Source organism: Streptomyces sp. RLA012 (assembly GCF_056270325.1).
In genome coordinates, this window is the sequence record NZ_JBWDPA010000002.1 from 7543103 (window position 1) to 7563864 (window position 20762).

Below are 20762 nucleotides of genomic sequence, written 5' to 3' on the forward strand. Positions count from 1 at the left end.
GCGAGTTGGGCTATTCGGGTGAGCCGAGGCGCCGGGCCACGGCGGGTTCCCGCGCGATGACGGCACCGGCGGTGATACCGGCGGCGATGACGACGCAGAGTCCGATCAGCCACGACAGCACGGTGAAGACCGCGCCCAACGACCCGTACCGGTCCAGGCTGCGGTTGAGCGCGGCGGGTACGTACAGCTTGGCGATCACCGTCAGCGTGCTCATGGACACCCCGGTGAGGAGCGCGCCGGGCAGCAGCGGCAGCCAGGGCACGCGCGCGGCCAGCAGCAGGTGCTGGGTCCACCACCAGACGCTCACCTGGGTGACCAGGAGCAGCGGCAGGCCGAGCCACAGCCCCACGCCGAATCCGTTCCGCAACGGTCCCTGCAGGGCGACCACGATCAGCAGGACCGCGATCCACACGAGCCATCTCCAGGCGGCGATCCGCGCGCTCGTGCTCGGCAGCCGCCAGGCACGCTGGCAGAGCCGCTGCATCGCACGGCTGCACGCCGTCGCGGAGAGCAGCACCATCAGGGCGCCGACCACCCCGGTGCTCTGCCGCAGGCTCCCGGAATCGGCCTGGAAGACCTTCTTCAGCTGCTCGTCGGCGGCGCCGTTGAGGCCGAAGACGTCGTGCAGGGAGGTGACGATCTCGTTCCGCACCGTCTGCGGCGCGAAGGCGGAGACCACGAAGAGCAGGGGGACGGCGGTCAGGAAGACCTGGGCCGCCAGCCGTGTCGCGGAGTCCAGCAGGTTCACCGCGACCAGGTGCGAGGTGAGGCGGATGATCACCGGGAACCGCCGCTCGGCGGTGGCGCGCAGCCGCAGCAGCCGGTCCCGCAGCTCGGCCGCCCGCGCGCGCCGACGGCTCGCCCGCAGCTTCCGACGGCTCGTCCGTACGCTTCGACGGCCCGCCCGCGCGTTCCGGCGGCTCGCCCCGCCGCCCGTGGGCGAGCCGGGTTCTCTGCCTGCGCGCATGCCGCTCCCGGGGTCGGGCCTGGGTTCCACGCCCGCGAGACGTGACCGCGCCACCAGGGTGCCGTCCGGGGCGGCGGCCGGGCCCGCGGCGCGAGCGCCGTTGCGCCGCACGGGGGAGGGGCCGTCCGCGGTGTTCCGGTGCTCCGGTGTTCCGTACGGCACCGCTGATGTGGCCGGGGTCGGGCAGGCCCGGCTCCGGTCCGGCCGTCACAGGATCGCGAGGGGGTTGACGGGGGAGCCGGTGGCCTCGGGCAGCCGGAGCGGGGCGATCACGCAGAGGAAGGACCAGCGGCCTTCCCGCGCGCAGATCGGCGCGAGATCCTCGAACCGCAGATAGTCGAGCAGATGCATTCCCATCGCGTGGACGGCGAGCACATGCACCGGGAACGCGACCCCGCGCGCCGCGCTGGGCGCCGTGTCGCTGTTGCCGTCGCTGCCGAGTACCGCCACCCCCCGCTCGGCGAGGAACTCCATGGCGGTCGGATGGAGTCCGGCACGGGAGTCGGCCGTGTTCCAGGGGCCCAACTCCTCGCGGCGCCTGCGATGTCCGACCCGTACGAGAAGGATGTCGCCCCGGCCGACCCGTATCCCCTGCCGGGCCTCGGCCGCGGTCAGGTCCTCGGCGGTCACGTTCGATCCGGGTTCGAGCCAGGAGACGCCGTGCACCCGGGGTATGTCGAGGAGGACACCGCGTCCGACGATGCCGTCACGGGCCAACTCGATGGACAGGGCGCGCGCTCCGTCCGGCGACAGTACGTCCGCCGCCGGGGTGTCGCCGTGCATCGTGCCCTCGTAGATGACATGGCACAGGGCGTCGATATGACTGTCCACATCGCTGTGGATGTTCATGGCGAAACGGTCCCGGGTGAAATCCAGGTCCGGACTCGGTTCGCCGCCGGCGGGAGCGGTGAGCCGGTGCACGGCCGGATCGGCGTCGTCGGGGCCGACACGGGTTTCCACGGGGGAGGCGAGTGACACCGTACGTCCCGACCGCACCTCGCGGACGGCCGCCAGCACCTGTTCCTCGGTGATCGTGTCCAGGGCGCCCCGGTGGGTGGCGCCGCCGGGGGCCCTGCCGCGCAACTGTCGGTAGAGCGACCGGAACTCGGCCTCGCTCAGTTCGTCGGGCATCCGCATACCTCCAGCCTCCGTCAGGCATCGGCTTCCGGCACGCCGAGTTGCCGGGGCCGGGGACTGCCGTGTTAATGGATGCGCGCGTCGGCGGACGGCGACTCGGTCGACGAGTGCCTTGTTCACGCCAGAGGCCGGCGCACCGCACCCCCCTGCGCGGAGGTCCGGATGGACATGATTCATGTCCGCGCGGTGTGCCCACCGGACCTCACCGAACGCACCACGGCCCTGCTGACCGCCGAGCCGTGCGTCCTGAACCTGGTCCCGCAGACGGGCAGCGTACGCAACCCCGACGGCGACGCCATCGAGTGCAGCTCCTCGCTCTCCTCGTCCGGGGCTTCGGACTGCGGCCGGCGGCCTTCGAGCTGGGCCTCAGGCCGCCCGTCTCGAATCCGATCAACACCCCCAGCTTCTTCTCGGCGGTGGTGGCGGTGCCGGCCGGGGGGCGTACGACGGTCAGTTGGCGGCGTACGACGGTCAGGTCGGCGGCGTACGGCCGTCAGGTCGACGGCGCGGGAGCGGACGGTGTCGCAGGGGCGCCGGTGTCCAGGAACTCGCGGAGGGCGAAGGCGACCAGCACGATCACCACGGTCCACACCACGACGACCGTGGTCGGGTAGCTCCAGCTGAACAGGACGATCGCGGCGACCGCCAGGATCGCGGCGCCGATCCACCGCTTGAAACGGTGCACGAACCGTCCGACCGCCCCCAGCGGCAGCCCCGCCGACACGGCGACGTCGCGCAGGGCGCCGATGCCCCTGCGACAGCCCGTACGGATGCCGACGGCGACCCGTGACGGGCCGATGAGGAACGCGCCGGCGGCCGTCACGAGAGCGAGCGCACCGACCGCCCGTACGCCGGCGCGCAGGAATCTGACGAGTGAGTCGAACACCACGGCGGCGGCGTCCGTGGAGGTCCCGACGGGCAGATGGTCGAGGTAGACCGCGCGTGCGACGGCGAGGGTGATGCCGAGCAGCAGCATGGCGGCGAACACCCCGAGCGCGGCCCAGATCAGGGCCCGGCGGCGATGGGCGGCGAGATACACGCCCGCGGCGGCGATCAGCACGGCGACGACGGGGAGCCAGCCGCCGATGATGTCCAGCACCCGCAGATAGGTCTTGATCTTGCCGATGTCCTTGGACGCGAACACCACGAAGTCGGTGTGGACGGTGGGGATCCGCGCGGCCGGCTTGAAGCCGTCGGCGACCAGTCGGTCCTTGACCTTGGCCACGACCGGTGCCACGTCGATGGTGACCTGACCGTTCTTGGCGGACACCGCACCGGTGGCGTTTCCCGTGAGGGCCTTGGCCAGCGCGGTGTGGGCCCCGCGGTTGGCGTTCACCCAGAGGGTGTCGAAGGCCTTGCTGGAGACCACCCGCTGCACGGTGTCGCCGACCAGGCTCTTCAGACCGCCGGTGATCGGGCCGCTCAGGTCGCCGAGCAGTTTGGCCGCCCTCGGCGGGGCACCCTTCTCCGCGGCCGCGTTCTCCAGGTCCTTGACCAGGCCGTCCACGTCGATCTGTGTCAGGACCGCGGTGGTGACCCGGTTGGTGACCGCCTTCTGCACAGCGGGATTGTCCGCCAGCGGCCCCACGGTGGCGACGTAGCGGTCCGTGTCCCGCACGATGCTGTTCGCCCAGACCGCGACGACGGCCGGCAGCGACAGCAGTGAGGCGAGGAGGATCAGCAGGACCGAACCCGTCGACCGGAGCCAGTGGTGCCGTGCGGTCCGCGAAGGGCCGCCGGTCTCCAGGGCGCTCACCCGGTGCCGCAGGTCGTCCAGCTCGCCGCGTTCCCGTGCCGAGAGCCCCTGGTCGCCGGACGGCCCTTCGGGGCTTCTGCCCGGTTCCGGTTGTTCCGGTGGGGGAGCGCTGCTCGTCATGGGTACAGGAGATCCGCGGGGATCCGATCCCGCGACCTGTACCGGTCCGGCGGGTGAATGCCGCCCGACGCCACGGGCCGGCGGCATCGCCGTACTCCTGAGGATCTGATCCGTCAGTGGGCCGGGCGCTCGCCGAAGTGCGTGACGGCGTCCTGGATCCGGGCGAGACGGACCGGAAGGTCGATCGTGGCGTCCACGGTCATGCCCGGCTCGTCCGGTTCCAGCGGTTCCAGCGTTTCGAACTGGGAGTCGACCAGCCGGGCGGGCATGAAGTGACCGGTGCGCCGGGCCACCCGGTCCCGGGCGGTGTCCCGGTCGAGAGCGAGGTACAGGCACCAGAGCCCGGGGCCCGCGGCCGCGCGGAGCTGGTCGCGGTAGGCGCGCTTGAGGGCCGAACAGGCGACGACCAGCCCCTCGCCGGCCTCGGCGGAGTGCCGTACGAGGTCGGCGAGGGCACGCAGCCAGGGCGCGCGGTCGGCGTCGTCCAGGGCGTGGCCCGCGGTCATCTCGGCGACGTTCGCGGCGGGGTGGAAGTCGTCGCCCTCGACGAACGGCAGACCGAGCCGCTCGGCGACCGCCTTGCCGACGGTGGTCTTCCCGGAGCCCGACACCCCCAGGACCAACACGATCGGCGGCCGCTTCCCGGCACCGGCCCCGGTTCCCGCCCTGGCCCCGGTTCCGGCACCGGCCCCGGCCCCGGTCAAGGGTTCTCGGGATCCCGTCCGGCAGCCGTCGGCCGCAAGGCCAAGTCCGCCTCGGTGAGGGGCTGCAGGGCCCCGCGGGTGTCCAGCCGGTAGAGCAGGACGAGAGGCGGCCCGATGAGCACCACCGCGACGACCGTGACCAGCATCAGCCAGCGCAGTGTGGTCGAGGCCCCGGCCGCCTGGGACACGGTCAGTGAGGTGGGGATGAGATAGGGCCGCTGGGCCAGTCCCCATGCCACCACGACGAGGGCCACGCTGCCGACCACGGTGACCCTCGCCCATCCCGTCGCGCCGCGGTACAGCAGTCCGGCGGTGGCCAGCGCGCTGACGACGGCGACGAGTACGAGGACGAGACCGATTCCGCTGGTCAGCCCGTCGTGGACGTAGGGCGCGTCGTCGTGGGTGACGGCGAGCCCGACGGCCGCGAGCACGGCGAGGGCGCCGAGGCTGCACCAGGCCCGCAGCCGGAAGTAGCCGACGAGGTCGGGGGCGTCGAAGCGGCGGGCGTCGGCGGTCAGGAACACCGCCCCGAGGAACGCGGTCGCGGCGACGGTGAGCAGTCCGGCGAGTACGGACGTCCCGTTGGACCACGCGTCGGCGGACGCCTTCGTGCCGGGAGCGACCCGGCCCGTGGCGAGCCCCCCGACCGCCGCTCCGAGGAAGAAGGGGGTCAGGAGCGAGGAGACGGCGAAGACGGCGCCGTAGACCCTGCGCCGGGCGAGCCGCCGTGCCGGTTTGCGCAGCGCGAAGCCGGCGCCGCGCAGGACGAGTCCCACGGCCGCGAGTGCCAGGGGGAGCCACATGGCGGAGAAGACCGTCTGGAACAGGACCGGGAAGCCCGTCCACATGATGACCAGGACGAAGACGAGCCAGACGTTGTTGGTCTCCCACACCGGTTCCATGGCGTGGTCGATGAGCCACCGGGGGCGTTTGCCGCGTGCGGCGCCGCCCGCGACGAGGTCCCAGAATCCGGCGCCGTAGTCCGTGCCGCCCGCGCACGCGTAGGCGGCCACCGCGGCCAGCAGCACCCAGGCGACGACGTCCGCGATCATCCGTCCCCACCCCGGTTCCCATGCCGGTCACTGCCCCGGTCCCCACCCCGGTCACTGCCCGCGGTCGTGGACAACGGGCGGGGCCCGTAGGGGGTGTCGCCCTCCAGGTCCTCGGCGACGCCTCCGGCGAGCGCGTCCTCGTCGGCGAGCCGCCACCGGCGGCTCATCTTCAGGACGACGGTCAGGAAGGCACCGAGGACGAGGACGTAGACCACCACGACGATGCCGAACATCGTCCACAGGGACGCGGCACGGGTGTCCGTCACCGCCTCCGAGACCCGCATGTTCTGGTAGACGATCCACGGCTGCCGGCCCACTTCGGTCGTGATCCAGCCGCACTCCACGGTCAGCAGACAGGCGGCTCCGGCGACGGCGGCGCACCGGTAGAACCAGCGCGAACCGGGCAGGTCGTGGCGGCGCAGCCGGCACCAGCCGTACCAGAGCGCGAGCAGGATGAGCAGGCTTCCGACGGTCACCATGATGTCGAACGCCCAGTGGGCGATCGTGGCCTGCATCACCGTCGGGCGGTCGCTCGCGGGGACCGATGTCAGTCCGGTCACCTTGGTGGCCGGACTGAATCCGGCGAGGAACGAGTCCAGTTGGGGGATCTTGATCCCGGCGGAGACCGACCCGTCGGCGTGCAGCCGCCCGAACACGTACTCCGGTACGTGGGTGTCGGTCTTCCACACGAGCTCGGTGGCCGCGAACTTCACGGGCTGCTCGTGGAAGACGGAGCGGGCGATGGAGTCCCCGAGCACGAACTGCACGGGGGTGAGGATCGCGGCGACGGAGAACGGCACGGTGAAACCGAGCCGGTGGTAGCGGTCCCGGCGGCCCCGCAACAGGCCGACCGCGTACACCCCGGCGACGACGTATCCGGCGGTCAGGACCACGCCGACCACGAAGTGCCAGTACTCGGGGCCGAACATCGGGGTGAAGACGGCCCGCCGCACCTAGACGTTCACGGGCCTGCCGGACGCGTCGAGGGCGAAGCCGCGCGGGGTGTTCATCCAGGCGTTCGCGGCCACGATGCCGAACGCCCCCATCAGGGCGGCCAGTGGCAGCGGCAGGCCGAGCCAGAAGTGCGTCCACGGCTTGAGCCGGCGCCAGCCGTACAGGTAGATGGCGATGAGGATCGCTTCGAGGAAGAACGCCCATGCCTCGATGCTGAAGCCGAGGCCGAAGACATCGCCCCACCGGCCCATCATCCCCGGCCACAGCAGACCGAATTCGAAGGAGAGCACGGTGCCCGTCACGATCCCGATGGCGAACTGGACGGCCATGACCGCCGACCAGCGCCGCGCGAGCAGCAGGGCGACGGCATCGCCCTTGCGCAGTCCGCGGTAGTGCATCAGGAGGGTGATGGCGGGCAGGGCCACGCCGAAGGGCACGAGCAGGATGTGGGAGGCCAGGGTGAAGGCCATCAGCTCCCGGGCCGGCAGCAGCTGCGGTGGGCCGTCCGCCAGGAAATGGTCGATCGCGCTGTTCACATGGGCCTCGGTGGCTCGTACCGGACGGCTGGGCGAGCGGGCTTCAGCCGCCCGTGGCGAAACCGGGGAACAGCGTCATGCCGCCGTCCACGTAGATCGTGGTCCCCACTACGTAGTCGAAGAGGTCGGACGCCAGCGCGGCCACCACGTTCGCGATGTCGTCCGGGTCGCCCACGCGGCGGTAGGGGATGAGCCGGAGAAGTTCGGACTCGGCCTCGGGGGTGTCCCAGGCGCTGCGGTTGATGGGGGTACGAATCGCCCCCGGAGCAACGGCGTTGACCCGGATCCGGTAGGGCGCGAGCTCCTGCGCGAGGGTCGCCATGAGCATCTGCACCCCGCCCTTGGACGCCGCGTAGTTCACATGGCCCGCCCACGGGATGATCTGGTGGACCGAACTCATGCAGATGATCTTCCCGGCGGAACGGGAGACCTCCGGGACGACGCCCCGCCGCATGAATTCCTTGGACGCCTCCCGGGCGCACAGGAATTGTCCGGTCAGATTGACGTCCAGCACCTTGTGCCACTGTTCCATGGTCATGTCGGTGATGGGGGCATCGCGTTGGAGTCCGGCGTTCGCCACCATGACATCGATGGTCCCGAACTCCTTGACCATGTGGGAGACCATGTCGACGACCTGGTCCTCCTGCGAGACATCCGCCTCGTGCGCGTAGGCGCGGACGCCGAAAGCCTCGATCTCGCGCACCACTTCTTCCGCGGCGTCCCGCCCGGCGACGTAATTCACCACCACATCGGCGCCCACCCGCCCCAGACCGATCGCCGTGGCCTTTCCGATGCCGGAATTCGCGCCCGTCACCAGTACCTTCTGCCCCTTGAGAAGTGGGCGGGCAAGGGGCTGACGACCGTCACTGCCGCTGGTTTCCACTTGCTTCTCCCTGTGGGTGGCGACGCGGACCTTCGGAGGAATCCGATTTCGGAGGAAATCCGCCCCACAACGAAAACACTGGTCGGCCGGGACGTCTCGGTGGCACGTCTTCTGTCAGCCGGTCGGGGTGTCGGCCCGGGTCGAACGGCCCAATGCCGACGCGCCGGGTCGCCCGGGACGGCGCGCTCGCCCAGGACCCGTCCGGACGCTCGTGCCGGTCCGTTCGGCCCGGTCTATTCGGCCCGGTCTATTCGGCCCGCTCTATTCGGCCCGGTCTATTCGGCGCGGGACTGGGACTCCCGACCGGTGCCGATGCACAGGGCCCAGATGACGAAGGCGTCCACGGCGATCAGCACGGTGGCCCAGACGGGGTAGTACGGCAGCCACATGAAGTTGGCGATCATCGACAGGCCCGCCAGGGTGATGCCGACCACGCGGGCCCACATCGCGCCGCTGAACAGGGCGATGCCCGCGAGTATGACCAGGACGCCGAGGGCGAGGTGGATCCAGCCCCAACTCGTCAGATTGAAGTTGTAGGTGTAGTTGCGGGTGGTGACGAAGACGTCGTCCCTGGCGATGGCGGCGATTCCCTCGAATATCGCCATGGCCCCACCGAAGATCATCATGACCCCGGCGAAGGCGGTCCAGCTGGACGCCCACACGCTTCCGCCGCTTCCGGTTCCGTGCCGGTGGTGCATTCCGGTCGTGGTCATTTCGAGCTCCTCCCACGTAGGCCTCACCACTGACCTGTGACCGGCCGGTGGCGCACATTTCAGCTTGCCACGAGAATCGCCGACCGGCAGAACCTGGCAGAACCCGACAGAACGTGGGTATTTACTCGGGCGACGCCGAGGCCGATGTGCGGGGGAATCCGTGCGGTGTTGCAAGGGAAGGTTCGGGCGAGCCGACAATTGCACGCCGATCCGGGGGTGTTCGCCGATCCGGGGGTGTTCATTTAGCGGGCCGCTATTTCACATCCTCTGTTTCTTGCAAGTGCGAGATGTGAGTGCGAGAGGCAAGGGCGAGATGTGAGTGCGAGAAAGGAAACCGCCGTGCCGTCAGCAGGGGTGCTGGGCCCGGCAGGAGCCTCAGGAGGCCCCTGCCCCGCTCCCGCCCGTCGCGTCGGCCGAGGACCTGAGGAGTCCTCACCGAGGCCGAGTTCGAGGACCAGAAGCACATCCACATGCGGATCCGCATGCGCATCCAGACGGGACGCTGGCGCGTCTACGTCGGTATGGATCTGGAAAAGCCGCCTGCTGAACGACCCGCGGGACAGGCCGAGGGCTGCCTCACGGTCGCGATCCGCCTGCCCGTGCGGATCGTCGTCCTCGTGCTCGTCGTGCCGGTGCGCATGGTGTGGGACGCGCTGGTGGTCGCCGGAAGGTCTCTGCGGGACACCGTGCTGCGCCCGTTGGGGCGGGCGCTGCTGTGGGTGGCGTGGGCGGTGTTCGTCTGGCCGTTGGTGACGCTGTGGCGCTACGTCGTGGTGCCGGTCGGGAAGGCGATGGGCCGGCTCGGGTACGTGCTGCTCGTCGTGCCCGCGGTATGGGTGTACGAGACGGTGCTCACACCCCTCGGGCACGCGATCGCCTGGCTGGCGCGGGGCCTCGGCGCCGGGCTGGTCTGGGTGTACACGCGGATCCTGACTCCCCTGGGGCACGTCCTCGCCCGGCTGCTCCGGGGCCTCGGGATCGGGCTCGCCGCGGTCGGGATCGGGGTGTACGGGGTCGTGGCCTGGCTGGTGCGGTATCTGATCGTCGTACCGGCGTCGTGGCTGTACGAGTGGATCCTCGCCCCTGTCGGACGGGCGATCGCCTGGGCGGCGCGCGGACTCGGGTGGCTCATACGGATGATCTTCAGCGGGCTCGGTGTCGGGCTCTACTGGACGCTGCGCGTCCTGCTCGTGCTGCCCGCGCTCGCCCTGTGGCGCTGGGTGCTGGTGCCGGTCGGCCGTGTCCTCGCCGTCGTCGGGCGGGAGGTCGGGGAGGCGATCGGGCACGCCTGGCGGGTGGCCGGGCACCTCTCGCTCGCCGTCGGACGGTTCCTCGGACGGCTCTTCCGGTGGCTCTTCGTGGAGCCCGTGCGCTGGGTGTACCGGAGCGTGCTGACGCCGGTCGGGCATGTCGTCCGGGACACGGTGCTGCGGCCCGCCGCCGAGGCCGCGCGCACCGTGGGCCGCGTGACACGGCAGACTCTGGCCACCGCCCGAGAGTCCGCGCGGCAGGCCCGCGCCGACTTCCGCCGCCTGCTCTTCGGCACGCCCCGGGAGCACGAGCGGGTGCTTTCGGCGAAGCCTCGCCGGGAACCGGAGGGCCGCGAGACGCGTACTCTGGAGCAGAGGTCCGGCTGCGAAGTTTCCCCGCCGACGCGGGGGTGATCCGGACTGGACGACGCCGGGAAGGCGTCAGTCGGAGTTGTCCCCGCACACGCGGGGGTTACGCCACCGACCGCCGCACACAAGGAGAAGTGACACTGGGCAAGCGACAGCCCGAAGGCCCGCCGCCCGCACCCGCGGTACAGCGCATTCGACTGCGCTACACCAAGCGCGGCCGCCTCCGGTTCACCAGCCACCGTGACTTCCAGCGCGCCTTCGAGCGTGCGCTGCGCCGTGCCCAGGTGCCGATGGCCTACTCGGCGGGGTTCACGCCGCATCCGAAGGTGTCGTACGCCAATGCCGCACCCACCGGCACAGGCAGTGAGGCGGAGTACCTGGAGATCGCGCTCACCGAGACGCGTGATCCGCAGCAGCTGCGTGAGCTCCTCGACGAGTCGCTGCCCGAGGGGCTCGACATCACCGAGGCGGTCGAGGCCCGGACGTCCGGGCTCGCCGACCGCCTCACCGCGTCCGTGTGGGAGATGCGCCTCGACGGCGTGGTCCCCGAGGACGCGGAGCGCGCGGTCGACGCCTTCAAGTCGGCCGACACGGTGGAGGTCCAGCGCAGGACCAAGAACGGGATGCGCACCTTCGACGCCCGCAGCGCAGTGGCGAGCCTGGAGGCGCACAGTCCGCAGGCCGATAGGCCGACCGACCAGCCTTGTGCGATACTGCGGCTGGTTGTTCGGCACGTGACGCCTGCCGTACGACCCGACGACGTCCTGTCCGGTCTTCGCGCCGTGGCCGACCTGGCGCCGCCGGTCGCCGCAGCGGTGACCAGGCTGGCGCAGGGGCTGTTCGATGAAGAGACCGGCACGGTGACCGACCCGCTCGCGCCCGACCGCGAGGCAGTCATGGCCGCCCCAGCCGATCGCGCAGGGGCCGCCGAAACTGCCGCCGCGAAGGCGTCGGCGTAAGGAAGGTCCCGCGTAAGGACGGACGTCGTAGCGCCGCCCTCGGATCCGGGAGCCACCTGGGTCGGGCAGCGCACCGACCAGAAGACTTTCGCCAGGCCGTACGCACACATGGCGTACGGAACCGGCGAGACAGGACACAGAGAGCTCCCGTGCGGCGCCCGCGCCCCGGACGGCGGCACCGCGCATCGCGCGAGCCGCGGACGTCACCGGCACCGCCGGACCAGGCGCGGCGCCCGGGAGCCTGACGGGAGATCCACCCGCATGCTCGAGCCGACCGAACCCACTGAGGGTTCCGACAACAACAACACTCCGAGCGACACCCTGCCGCCGCGGCGCCGCCGCCGTGCGGCGTCGCGCCCGGCCGGCCCGCCCACCGGCGCGGCCGAGTCCGAGACCGTGGCAGAGACCACGGCTCCGGCCATACCACCAGTGGCATCCGCCGAGGCCGTGGCCGCCGCAGAGGTCGTCGAGACCGAACAGGCCGAACAAGCCGAAGAGACCGAACAGGCCGCAGAGGTCACAGCAGAGGTCACGCAGGCCGCACTGGCCGCACAGGCTGTGGATGACGTGGCGGAGGCGACGGCGGCTCAGACCACCGTCGCCGAGGAGGCCCCGGCCGACACCCCTGTCGCCGAGGACGCCGCGCCGCGTCGTACCACCCGTCGTCGCGCCACCCGCCGGGCGTCCGCGCCCGCCGGTACGCCGGTGACGGCCGAGGCGGCCGAGGTGGCGGAGACCGTGGTCCCCGCGGCCGCGGCCGAGCCCCTGGCCGAACAGACCCCAGCCGCCGAAGCGACTCCTGTCGCCGAAGCGATCCCCGCTGTCGAGGAGGCCGCGCCCGCGGCTCGCCCGCGCCGCCGTGCGACCCGTCGCGCCTCCGCGCCGACCGGTGCGCCCAAGACGGCCGAGATCGTCGAACCCACCGAGATCGTCGAGCCCACTGAGGCCGCTGAGGTCATCGAGGCCGCCGAGGAGCCGGTGCCCGTCGTCGAGGACGCCGCGCCCCGCCGTACCACCCGTCGTCGCGCCACCCGGCGCGTCTCCGCACCCGCCGGTGCGCCCGAGGGCGACGCCGCCGACGAGCGTGTGGAGGCGCCCGTGACCAGCGACACCAGGCCCGACGAGACCAGGGGCGGCGAGACCGCCGCCGCTGCCGAGGCCGAGACCACCGAGGTCGCGCAGGCCGAGGAAGAGGCCCCGCGCCGTACCCGCCGCCGCGCCACCCGGAAGGCCGCCGTCGGCTTCTCCGCCCCCGCGCCGAAGGAGGCCGAGTCCGCGCACCGGCCCGCGCGTCCTGCCGTCGCCGTGTTCCAGGCGCCCGTGTTCACCGAGCCGATGTTCCAGACGCCGGAGCGGGCCGCCGCCGCGGCTGCCGCCGAAGCGGCGGAGGAGGCGGAGGAGACCGCGGCGACTCCCGAGGTCGTCGAGGCCCCTGTGGCTGTCGAGGCGCCCGAGGAGGCGACCGGCGGGCGCCGTCGCCGTCGCCGGCGGGCCGTCGAGGACGAGCCGGAGCCCGTGGCCGTGCCCGCGGAGGCCGCCGACGAGGTGGAGGAGCCGGAGTCCGCCGAGGAGATCGAGGACGCCGTCGAGGGTGACGAGTCCGAGGAGGAGTCCGCCGGCTCGCGTCGCCGTCGCCGCCGTGGTGGCCGTCGCCGTCGCCGTGGCGAGTCCGCCGAGTCGGACGGCGAGGCGGGTGACGAGGAGTACGCCGCCGAACAGGCCGCGGAGGACGCCGAGGACACCGCCGAGCAGCTCGGGGAGGACGCCGAGGACGCCGAGGAGGCGGACGAGCGCGACGAGCCGGGTGGTTCCGGCTCCAGCAGCAGCCGTCGCCGCCGTCGCCGTCGCCGTCGCGCCGGGGACTCCGGCCCCGACGCCGAGCCCGGCGACAACGACCCCGAGCGCACCGTCGTCAAGGTCCGCGAGCCCCGCGGCAAGAAGGACGAGCACCCCAGCGACGAGGTCCAGTCCATCAAGGGCTCGACCCGCCTGGAGGCCAAGAAGCAGCGCCGCCGCGAGGGGCGCGAGCAGGGGCGCCGGCGCGTTCCGATCATCACCGAGGCCGAGTTCCTGGCCCGTCGTGAGGCCGTCGAGCGCGTGATGGTCGTCCGCCAGAGCGGCGAGCGCACCCAGATCGGCGTGCTTGAGGACAACGTGCTCGTCGAGCACTACGTCAACAAGGAGCAGTCGACCTCGTACGTCGGCAACGTCTACCTGGGCAAGGTCCAGAACGTGCTGCCGTCGATGGAGGCCGCCTTCATCGACATCGGCAAGGGCCGCAACGCGGTGCTGTACGCCGGTGAGGTGAACTTCGAGGCGCTGGGCATGGCCAACGGGCCGCGCCGCATCGAGAGCGCCCTGAAGTCCGGCCAGTCCGTGCTCGTGCAGGTCACCAAGGACCCGATCGGCCACAAGGGCGCCCGCCTGACCAGCCAGGTGTCCCTGCCCGGCCGCTATCTGGTCTATGTGCCCGAGGGCTCGATGACCGGCATCAGCCGCAAGCTGCCCGACACCGAGCGCGCCCGTCTGAAGACCATCCTCAAGAAGATCGTCCCCGAGGACGCGGGCGTCATCGTGCGCACCGCCGCCGAGGGCGCGAGCGAGGACGAGCTGAGCCGCGACGTCGAGCGACTGCAGGCGCAGTGGGAGGACATCCAGAAGAAGGCGAAGAGCGGCGGCAGCTCGAACGCGCCGTCCCTGCTGTACGGCGAGCCGGACATGACCGTCCGTGTCGTCCGCGACATCTTCAACGAGGACTTCACCAAGGTCATCGTCAGCGGCGACGAGGCGTGGGAGACCATCCACGGGTACGTGGCCCATGTCGCACCCGACCTGGCCGACCGGCTGTCGAAGTGGACCTCCGAGGTCGACGTCTTCGCGACGTACCGCATCGACGAGCAGCTGATGAAGGCGCTGGACCGCAAGGTCTGGCTGCCCAGCGGCGGTTCGCTGGTGATCGACAAGACCGAGGCCATGGTCGTGGTCGACGTCAACACCGGCAAGTTCACCGGTCAGGGCGGCAACCTCGAAGAGACCGTGACCAGGAACAACCTGGAGGCGGCCGAGGAGATCGTGCGCCAGCTGCGGCTGCGCGACCTGGGCGGCATCGTCGTCATCGACTTCATCGACATGGTCCTGGAGTCCAACCGGGACCTGGTGCTGCGGCGCCTCCTGGAGTGCCTGGGACGCGACCGTACGAAGCACCAGGTCGCCGAGGTGACCTCGCTGGGTCTGGTGCAGATGACGCGCAAGCGTGTCGGACAGGGTCTGCTGGAGTCCTTCTCCGAGACCTGCGTCCACTGCAACGGCCGCGGCGTGATCGTGCACATGGAGCAGCCGACCTCCGTCGGAGGCGGCGGCAAGCGCAAGAAGCGCGGCCGGGGTGGTGCCGAGCAGGTCCACGAGCACGACCACGAGCTGGAGCAGACGCACGAGCTCGAGGAGGAGCCGGAGACGTTCGAGAGCGAGGCCGAGGTGGCCGCCGAGGTCGCCGCGCCCGTCGCTCTGGTCGAGCAGGAGTTCCAGCCGGACGAGGAGCTGTACAGCAGCGCCGCCGAGGCGGAGGCCGCGGCTTCCCGTGGCGGCCGTTCGCGGCGCCGGGCGACCCGGCGCGTGTCGGCTCCTGCGGGTGCGCCGAGCTCCGAGGAGCGGGCTCCCCGGAGCAGGCGCGAGGAGCGGGCCGAGCGGGCTCTCAAGTCGCGCGAGGCCGCCGAGTCCGAGCTGGTCGCGGCCGAGGACCCGGTCGTCGAGGCGCCCGTGACGGAGGCCCCGGTGACCGAGACCCTGGTGACCGAAGCCCCGGTGGCCGAGGCGCCGCGGGCCGCCCTGGCTCCCGTACAGGAGGACGAGGCCGCTCCCAAGGGCCGTACGCGCCGTCGTGCGACCCGCAAGGTGTCGGCCCCGGCGGGTTCCCCGAAGACCGCGGAAGAGGCCGCGGTGACGGTCACGGAGCCGGTCGCGGCGCCCGTCGCCGAGCCGGAGACCGTTTCGGAGGCCGTTTCGAAGGCCGCGGAGACCGTCGAGTCCGAGGTGGTCGCCGAGGCGCCGGCCGAGAGCGCCGCCCCGGCCCGCCCGCGGCGCCGCGCCGTCCGCAAGGCCACCGCGCCCACCGCGTCCGAGGAGGCGGCCGTGACGGTCGTCCCCGCGGTCGCCGCGGAGCCGGTCGCCGAACCGGTCGAGGTGACCGGGGTGACCGAAGCGACGGAGTCGGCGGCCGAGACCGAGGTCGCCGAGACCGAGGCCGATGCTGAGGCCGCGGCTCCGGCCAAGAAGACGGCCGCCGCCCGCAAGACGGCCAAGAAGGCGACGGCGAAGAAGGCCGCCGCCACCAAGAAGACCGCGGCCAAGAAGACGGTCGCCAAGAAGGCCACGGCCAAGAAGGTGACCGCGAAGAAGACGGCCGCCAAGACGACGGCGAAGAAGACCGCGGCGGCTGAGCAGACGCTCTCCTCCGTGACGGCTTCGACCGACGAGGGCTGAGTCCCCGGGCCCCTGGCCCGATGTCCGATGCCTTGGGTGCCGCGCGTGCGCGGGGCCCGGGGCATCGGCGTGACGGGTGGCACATCCGCGGGGCCCGACCTGGTTTGACCCTTTAGGTCGTGGCCCCGTAACCTTGACCGTCGGCGTGTCCTTTGAAACGCCGCATCCCGTAAACCTTTTCCTCCCGGTGACGTGCATGCCTCACAGGTCATGACAGGTCATGCGCTTCGGGAGAGGCCGTGTGCGCAGCGCGTGGCTGGACTGCGGGGTTCCGTTCCGAGCGAGAGAGAGATCCGCGTGTACGCCATCGTGCGCAGCGGTGGTCGCCAGCACAAGGTTGCTGTCGGCGACATCGTTGAGGTTGACAAGATTTCCACTGCCAAGGTTGGCGACACGGTCGAGCTCTCGACCCTGCTCGTTGTCGACGGCGACGCCGTGACCAGCGACCCGTGGGTCCTTGCCGGCATCAAGGTCCAGGCCGAGATCGTGGACCACCACAAGGGCGTCAAGATCGACATCCTTCGCTACAAGAACAAGACCGGTTACCGCCGTCGTCAGGGCCACCGCCAGCAGTACACGGCGATCAAGGTCACTGAGATCCCCGCGGCTGCGAAGTAAGGGACTGAGGAGAGATGGCACACAAGAAGGGCGCATCGTCCACTCGGAACGGTCGCGACTCCAATGCTCAGCGGCTCGGCGTGAAGCGCTTCGGCGGTCAGGTCGTCAACGCCGGTGAGATCCTGGTCCGCCAGCGCGGCACCCACTTCCACCCGGGCAACGGCGTCGGCCGTGGCAAGGACGACACGCTGTTCGCCCTTGACGCCGGTGCGGTGGAGTTCGGTACCCACCGTGGCCGCAAGGTCGTGAACATCGTTCCGGTCGCCTGACCGGTTCTTTCGCGAGGCGGACCTCACTTCCCGTACGGGAAGCGGGTCCGCCTTTCGCGTGTTTTGAATAGAGGCGTGTTCCGAACAGACATGTGTTCCGAACAGGCAACAGCACCGCGCTGAGATTTCCGTACGTAACTGGAGGCACATCCCATGACCACCTTCGTGGACCGCGTCGAGCTGCATGTCGCCGCGGGTAGCGGAGGTCACGGCTGTGCCTCCGTACACCGGGAGAAGTTCAAGCCGCTCGGCGGCCCGGACGGTGGCAATGGCGGCCGTGGCGGTGACGTGATGCTGGTCGTCGACCAGTCCGTCACCACGCTGCTCGACTACCACCACAAGCCGCACCGCAGCGCCACCAACGGCAAGCCCGGCGAGGGCGGCAACCGTTCCGGCAAGGACGGCCAGGACCTGGTCCTGCCGGTGCCGGACGGCACGGTCGTGCTCGACGCGGCGGGCAACGTGCTCGCGGACCTCGTCGGCCACGGCACGTCGTATGTCGCCGCGGAGGGCGGTCGCGGTGGCCTCGGCAACGCGGCGCTGGCCTCGGCCCGCCGCAAGGCGCCCGGCTTCGCGCTGCTCGGCGTGCCCGGGGGCCTGCAGGACATCGTCCTGGAGCTGAAGACGGTCGCGGACGTGGCCCTCGTCGGCTACCCGAGCGCCGGCAAGTCCTCGCTGATCTCGGTGCTCTCCGCCGCCAAGCCGAAGATCGCGGACTACCCCTTCACGACCCTCGTCCCCAACCTCGGTGTGGTGACGGCGGGCGAGACGGTCTACACGATCGCCGACGTGCCCGGTCTCATCCCCGGCGCCAGCCAGGGCAAGGGGCTCGGCCTCGAATTCCTCCGCCATGTCGAGCGCTGCAGCGTGCTGGTCCACGTCCTGGACACGGCGACCCTGGAGTCCGAGCGCGACCCGGTCACCGACCTCGACATCATCGAGGAAGAGCTGAAGCAGTACGGCGGCCTCGGCAACCGGCCGCGCATCGTCGTGCTCAACAAGATCGACGTACCGGACGGCAAGGATCTCGCCGAGATGGTCCGCCCCGACCTGGAGGCGCGCGGGTATCGCGTCTTCGAGGCGTCGGCGGTGGCGCACACGGGTCTCAGGGAACTGTCCTTCGCGCTCGCCGAGATGGTCGGGCAGGCGCGTGCCGCCAGGCCGAAGGAGGAGGCGACCCGGATCGTCATCCGCCCGAAGGCGGTCGACGACGCCGGCTTCACCGTGGTGCAGGAGGAGGACGGGCTCTTCCGCGTGCGGGGCGAGAAGCCGGAGCGCTGGGTTCGCCAGACCGACTTCAACAACGACGAGGCCGTCGGCTACCTCGCCGACCGGCTCAACCGCCTCGGCGTCGAGGATTCGCTGATGAAGGCGGGTGCCCGTACGGGGGATGGCGTCGCCATCGGTCCGGAGGAGAACGCGGTGGTGTTCGACTGGGAGCCGACGGTCATGGCGGGGGCCGAGATGCTTGGTCGTCGTGGTGAGGACCATCGGTTCGACGCGCCGCGGCCGGCTGCGCAGCGGAGGCGGGACAAGCAGGCGGAGCGGGACGATGTGGAGAAGGAGTACGACGACTTCGAGCCGTTCTAGGCCGACGTCGACGGCGACGTTGGCGCTGACACCGGCCCTACCCGTCCCGTCCTGAACCTGGGCCGGGGCCAGGGGCCGGGGGCCGGGGCCTGCCGCCCCAGACTCCGTCAACGGGCTTTCGGCTGCGGGTGGGTGGGGGTTGGGCGCGCAGTTCCCCGCGCCCCTGGGTCGGGGCTGCGCCCCGGATTTCCTGGGTGTCCGGGGTTGTTTGGCTGCGGGTGGGTGGGGGCTGGGCGCGCAGTTCCCCGCGCCCCTGGGTCGGGGCTGCGCCCCGGATTCCCGGTTCGACCGGATTCGTTTGGGTGCGGGTCGGTGGGGGCTCGTCGCGCAGTTCCCCGCGCCCCTGGAAGCCTTGGCTCGTCCGGTAGTCGAGAGTGAGCCCGAGGCCCCCACCCCACCGCCCCCCGGCCCGAATCCTTCAGCCTGTCCGGTGTTTGAGGACAAGGTCGGGGCCCGCGTTCCGCCGACCCCCGCCCGGAACTCTTCAGCCTGTCCGGTGTTTGAGGACAAGGTCGGGGCCCGCGTTCCACCGACCCCCCGCCCGGAACTCTTCGGCCTGTCCGGTGATTGAGGACGAGGCCGTTCAGGGCGAGCGGGGGGAGGCTGGGGGCGGAGCCCTCAGGGATGGGGTGGGTAGGGGCGGCGGGGGCGAGGGAAATGGGGTTTGTCGGGGGCGTCGCGACGCGTAGGGCACCGCGTCGTTCTTTGCTCGCTCACTTGTCATGCCCTTGATGGGATCCGTTCAGTAGGCGGGCCACTGCGCTGTGTGAGCCTCTCGTTGTCCAAGGGGCCACCGACGCAAGGGAGTTCGCCGATGACCGGAGCAGTCTCACGCGATCGACGCCACTTTCTCACCGCCGGTGCCGCAGTGCTGGGCACCGCGGCGACCAGCCAGCTGTGGCTGCCGGGCACCGCCCGCGCCGCCGAAACCCCGCTGCCCGGCGGGGTGTTCAAGCTCGGCGTGGCCTCCGGCGATCCGCTCCCCAACGCCGTGGTGCTGTGGACACGGCTCGCCCCCGACCCGCTCAACGGCGGCGGCATGCCCAACCGCGCGGTGTCGGTGGAGTGGGAGATCGCCGAGGACAGTCGTTTCAAGAAGCCGGTGCGACGCGGCGTCGCACGGGCGCTGCCCGCGTACGGGCACAGCGTCCACGTGGACGCGCGCGGCCTGCGCCCCGACCGCCCGTACTGGTACCGCTTCCGCGCCGAGGGCCAGCTCTCGCCGACCGGCCGCACCCGCACCGCGCCGCACCCGCACGGTCCCGCCCGCTCCCTGCGTATCGCCCTCGCCTCCTGCCAGAACTGGCAGAACGGCTACTTCACCCCGTACGCCGACATGCGCGACCAGGACCCCGACGTCGTCCTCTTCGTCGGTGACTACATCTACGAGTCCACGCCGTCGGCGACGGCCGTCCGCCGGCACGAGGGCAGCGGGGAGCCGTACACCCTGGTCCAGTACCGCAACCGCTACGCGCAGTACCGCTCCGACCCGCACCTCAAGGCGATGCACGCCGCCGCGCCCTGGGTGGTCACCTTCGACGACCACGAGGTCGACAACGACTTCGCCGGCGAGGTTCCGCAGGACCCGACCAAGCAGTCGCACGACGCCTTCGTGACCCGGCTGACCGCCGCCTACCAGGCGTACTACGAGCACATGCCGGTCCGGGCGACTTCGGTCCCCAATGGGCCGCACATCCGGATGTACCGGCGGTTCGACTTCGGCCGGCTGGTCCGGCTGAACGTGCTGGACACCCGGCAGTTCCGCAGTGACCAGGCGACGACCCAGGCGGGCGCCGAGGACCCCTCGATGACCATGCTCGGCGCCGAGCAGAAGACCTGGCTCCTCGGCAGCCTGCGCCGCTCGCCGACGCGCTGGAACCTGATCGCCTCGCAGATCATGATGGCCGAGACGGATCTGCAGGTCGGCCCCGGCAAGCTCTGGTTCTACGACGCCTGGGACGGCTACCAGGCCGAACGCAACGCGCTCATGCGCGAGTTCGCGCGCGTGCACAACCCGGTCGTACTGACCGGTGACCGTCACCTCACCATGATCAGCGACCTCAAGAAGGACTTCGCCGACCCGGAGTCCGACGTCGTCGGCGCCGAGTTCGTCGGGACCTCCATCTCCAGCGGCGGCGACCAGGACCAGGTGGCCTTCCACAAGGAGTGGGACCCGCGGATGCCGGACAACCCGCACTGGAAGTTCATCGACGCCCACCGCGGCTACCACCTCTTCGACGTCCGCAGTGACGGTATCGAGGCCACGGTGCGCGCCCCGCGGACCGTCCTGCAGCCGGACGCCGCCTCCAGCACACTGGCCCGGCTGCGCGTCGAGGCGGGGAAGCCGGGAGTGCACCTGGTCTGATCCGCGATGCCCTGGGATGCACCGGTGCCGCAGGGGACTCA

Annotated in this window: 14 protein-coding genes and 1 pseudogene; 7 read left to right on the plus strand and 8 right to left on the minus strand. The window is 71.2% G+C overall.

The genetic code is table 11. The features are described from left to right. Positions 1-10 precede the first annotated feature (10 nt). The 8 genes and pseudogenes from RV986_RS34605 to RV986_RS34640 all read right to left on the minus strand — a co-directional run bounded on the left by RV986_RS34605 (position 11) and on the right by RV986_RS34640 (position 8822). Entirely contained in the window at positions 11-967 is a 957-nt protein-coding gene (locus tag RV986_RS34605; protein WP_475921137.1) for a YhjD/YihY/BrkB family envelope integrity protein, read from the minus strand. A gap of 207 nt (positions 968-1174) precedes the next feature. Then, positions 1175-2104 carry a cyclase family protein gene (locus RV986_RS34610; RefSeq protein ID WP_475921138.1) on the minus strand — a complete coding sequence of 310 codons (930 nt, stop codon included), beginning with the start codon at positions 2102-2104 and terminating at the stop codon, positions 1175-1177. 493 nt (positions 2105-2597) lie between these two features. Then, the gene (locus RV986_RS34615; RefSeq protein ID WP_475921139.1) at positions 2598-3980 is read right to left on the minus strand and encodes a phosphatase PAP2 family protein; all 1383 of its coding nucleotides are present in this window, start codon (positions 3978-3980) and stop codon (positions 2598-2600) included. Between the two features lie 113 nt (positions 3981-4093). Then, the gene (locus tag RV986_RS34620; RefSeq protein WP_475921140.1) at positions 4094-4606 is read right to left on the minus strand and encodes a gluconokinase; all 513 of its coding nucleotides are present in this window, start codon (positions 4604-4606) and stop codon (positions 4094-4096) included. A gap of 74 nt (positions 4607-4680) precedes the next feature. Then, positions 4681-5736: a cytochrome d ubiquinol oxidase subunit II gene (locus RV986_RS34625; RefSeq protein WP_475921141.1), complete on the minus strand. Its 1056-nt coding sequence runs from the start codon at positions 5734-5736 to the stop codon at positions 4681-4683. Beyond that, positions 5733-7160: pseudogene (locus RV986_RS34630) on the minus strand (cytochrome ubiquinol oxidase subunit I). The gene RV986_RS34625 and the pseudogene RV986_RS34630 overlap by 4 nt, the downstream one beginning before the upstream one ends. Positions 7161-7269: 109 nt before the next feature. Next, positions 7270-8109, minus strand: coding sequence for an SDR family oxidoreductase (locus RV986_RS34635; protein WP_475921142.1), 840 nt, complete (start codon positions 8107-8109; stop codon positions 7270-7272). 275 nt (positions 8110-8384) lie between these two features. Continuing rightward, the gene (locus RV986_RS34640; RefSeq protein WP_475921143.1) at positions 8385-8822 is read right to left on the minus strand and encodes a DUF7144 family membrane protein; all 438 of its coding nucleotides are present in this window, start codon (positions 8820-8822) and stop codon (positions 8385-8387) included. A gap of 521 nt (positions 8823-9343) precedes the next feature. Here RV986_RS34640 and RV986_RS34645 point away from each other — a divergent pair. The 7 genes from RV986_RS34645 to RV986_RS34675 all read left to right on the plus strand — a co-directional run bounded on the left by RV986_RS34645 (position 9344) and on the right by RV986_RS34675 (position 20721). Beyond that, a complete protein-coding gene (locus RV986_RS34645; protein ID WP_475924539.1) occupies positions 9344-10486 on the plus strand; it encodes a hypothetical protein in 1143 nt (380 codons plus the stop codon). Positions 10487-10575: 89 nt separating this feature from the next. Beyond that, entirely contained in the window at positions 10576-11400 is an 825-nt protein-coding gene (locus RV986_RS34650; RefSeq protein WP_475921144.1) for a TIGR03936 family radical SAM-associated protein, read from the plus strand. A gap of 261 nt (positions 11401-11661) precedes the next feature. Further along, a complete protein-coding gene (locus RV986_RS34655) occupies positions 11662-15879 on the plus strand; it encodes an Rne/Rng family ribonuclease (RefSeq protein ID WP_475921145.1) in 4218 nt (1405 codons plus the stop codon). Positions 15880-16176: 297 nt separating this feature from the next. Beyond that, complete coding sequence (rplU, locus tag RV986_RS34660) at positions 16177-16497, plus strand: 50S ribosomal protein L21 (RefSeq protein ID WP_006374708.1); 321 nt, start codon at positions 16177-16179, stop codon at positions 16495-16497. A 14-nt stretch (positions 16498-16511) separates the two neighbouring features. After that, positions 16512-16766, plus strand: a complete 255-nt coding sequence (rpmA, locus tag RV986_RS34665; RefSeq protein ID WP_028802588.1) for a 50S ribosomal protein L27 — start codon at positions 16512-16514, stop codon at positions 16764-16766. A 153-nt stretch (positions 16767-16919) separates the two neighbouring features. Next, entirely contained in the window at positions 16920-18356 is a 1437-nt protein-coding gene (obgE, locus tag RV986_RS34670) for a GTPase ObgE (RefSeq protein WP_475921146.1), read from the plus strand. Positions 18357-19170: 814 nt separating this feature from the next. Beyond that, the gene (locus RV986_RS34675; RefSeq protein WP_475921147.1) at positions 19171-20721 is read left to right on the plus strand and encodes an alkaline phosphatase D family protein; all 1551 of its coding nucleotides are present in this window, start codon (positions 19171-19173) and stop codon (positions 20719-20721) included. Positions 20722-20762 lie beyond the last annotated feature (41 nt).

Excerpts from the sequence above, each read along its gene's own strand:
- RV986_RS34610 (WP_475921138.1), bottom strand. The coding sequence starts at position 2,104 with ATGCGGATGCCCGACGAACTGAGCGAGGCCGAGTTCCGGTCGCTCTAC.
- RV986_RS34640 (WP_475921143.1), bottom strand. The coding sequence starts at position 8,822 with ATGACCACGACCGGAATGCACCACCGGCACGGAACCGGAAGCGGCGGA.
- obgE (WP_475921146.1), top strand. The coding sequence starts at position 16,920 with ATGACCACCTTCGTGGACCGCGTCGAGCTGCATGTCGCCGCGGGTAGC.
- RV986_RS34675 (WP_475921147.1), top strand. The coding sequence starts at position 19,171 with ATGACCGGAGCAGTCTCACGCGATCGACGCCACTTTCTCACCGCCGGT.
- RV986_RS34645 (WP_475924539.1), top strand. The coding sequence starts at position 9,344 with ATGGATCTGGAAAAGCCGCCTGCTGAACGACCCGCGGGACAGGCCGAG.
- RV986_RS34655 (WP_475921145.1), top strand. The coding sequence starts at position 11,662 with ATGCTCGAGCCGACCGAACCCACTGAGGGTTCCGACAACAACAACACT.
- RV986_RS34625 (WP_475921141.1), bottom strand. The coding sequence starts at position 5,736 with ATGATCGCGGACGTCGTCGCCTGGGTGCTGCTGGCCGCGGTGGCCGCC.
- rpmA (WP_028802588.1), top strand. The coding sequence starts at position 16,512 with ATGGCACACAAGAAGGGCGCATCGTCCACTCGGAACGGTCGCGACTCC.
- RV986_RS34615 (WP_475921139.1), bottom strand. The coding sequence starts at position 3,980 with ATGACGAGCAGCGCTCCCCCACCGGAACAACCGGAACCGGGCAGAAGC.
- RV986_RS34605 (WP_475921137.1), bottom strand. The coding sequence starts at position 967 with ATGCGCGCAGGCAGAGAACCCGGCTCGCCCACGGGCGGCGGGGCGAGC.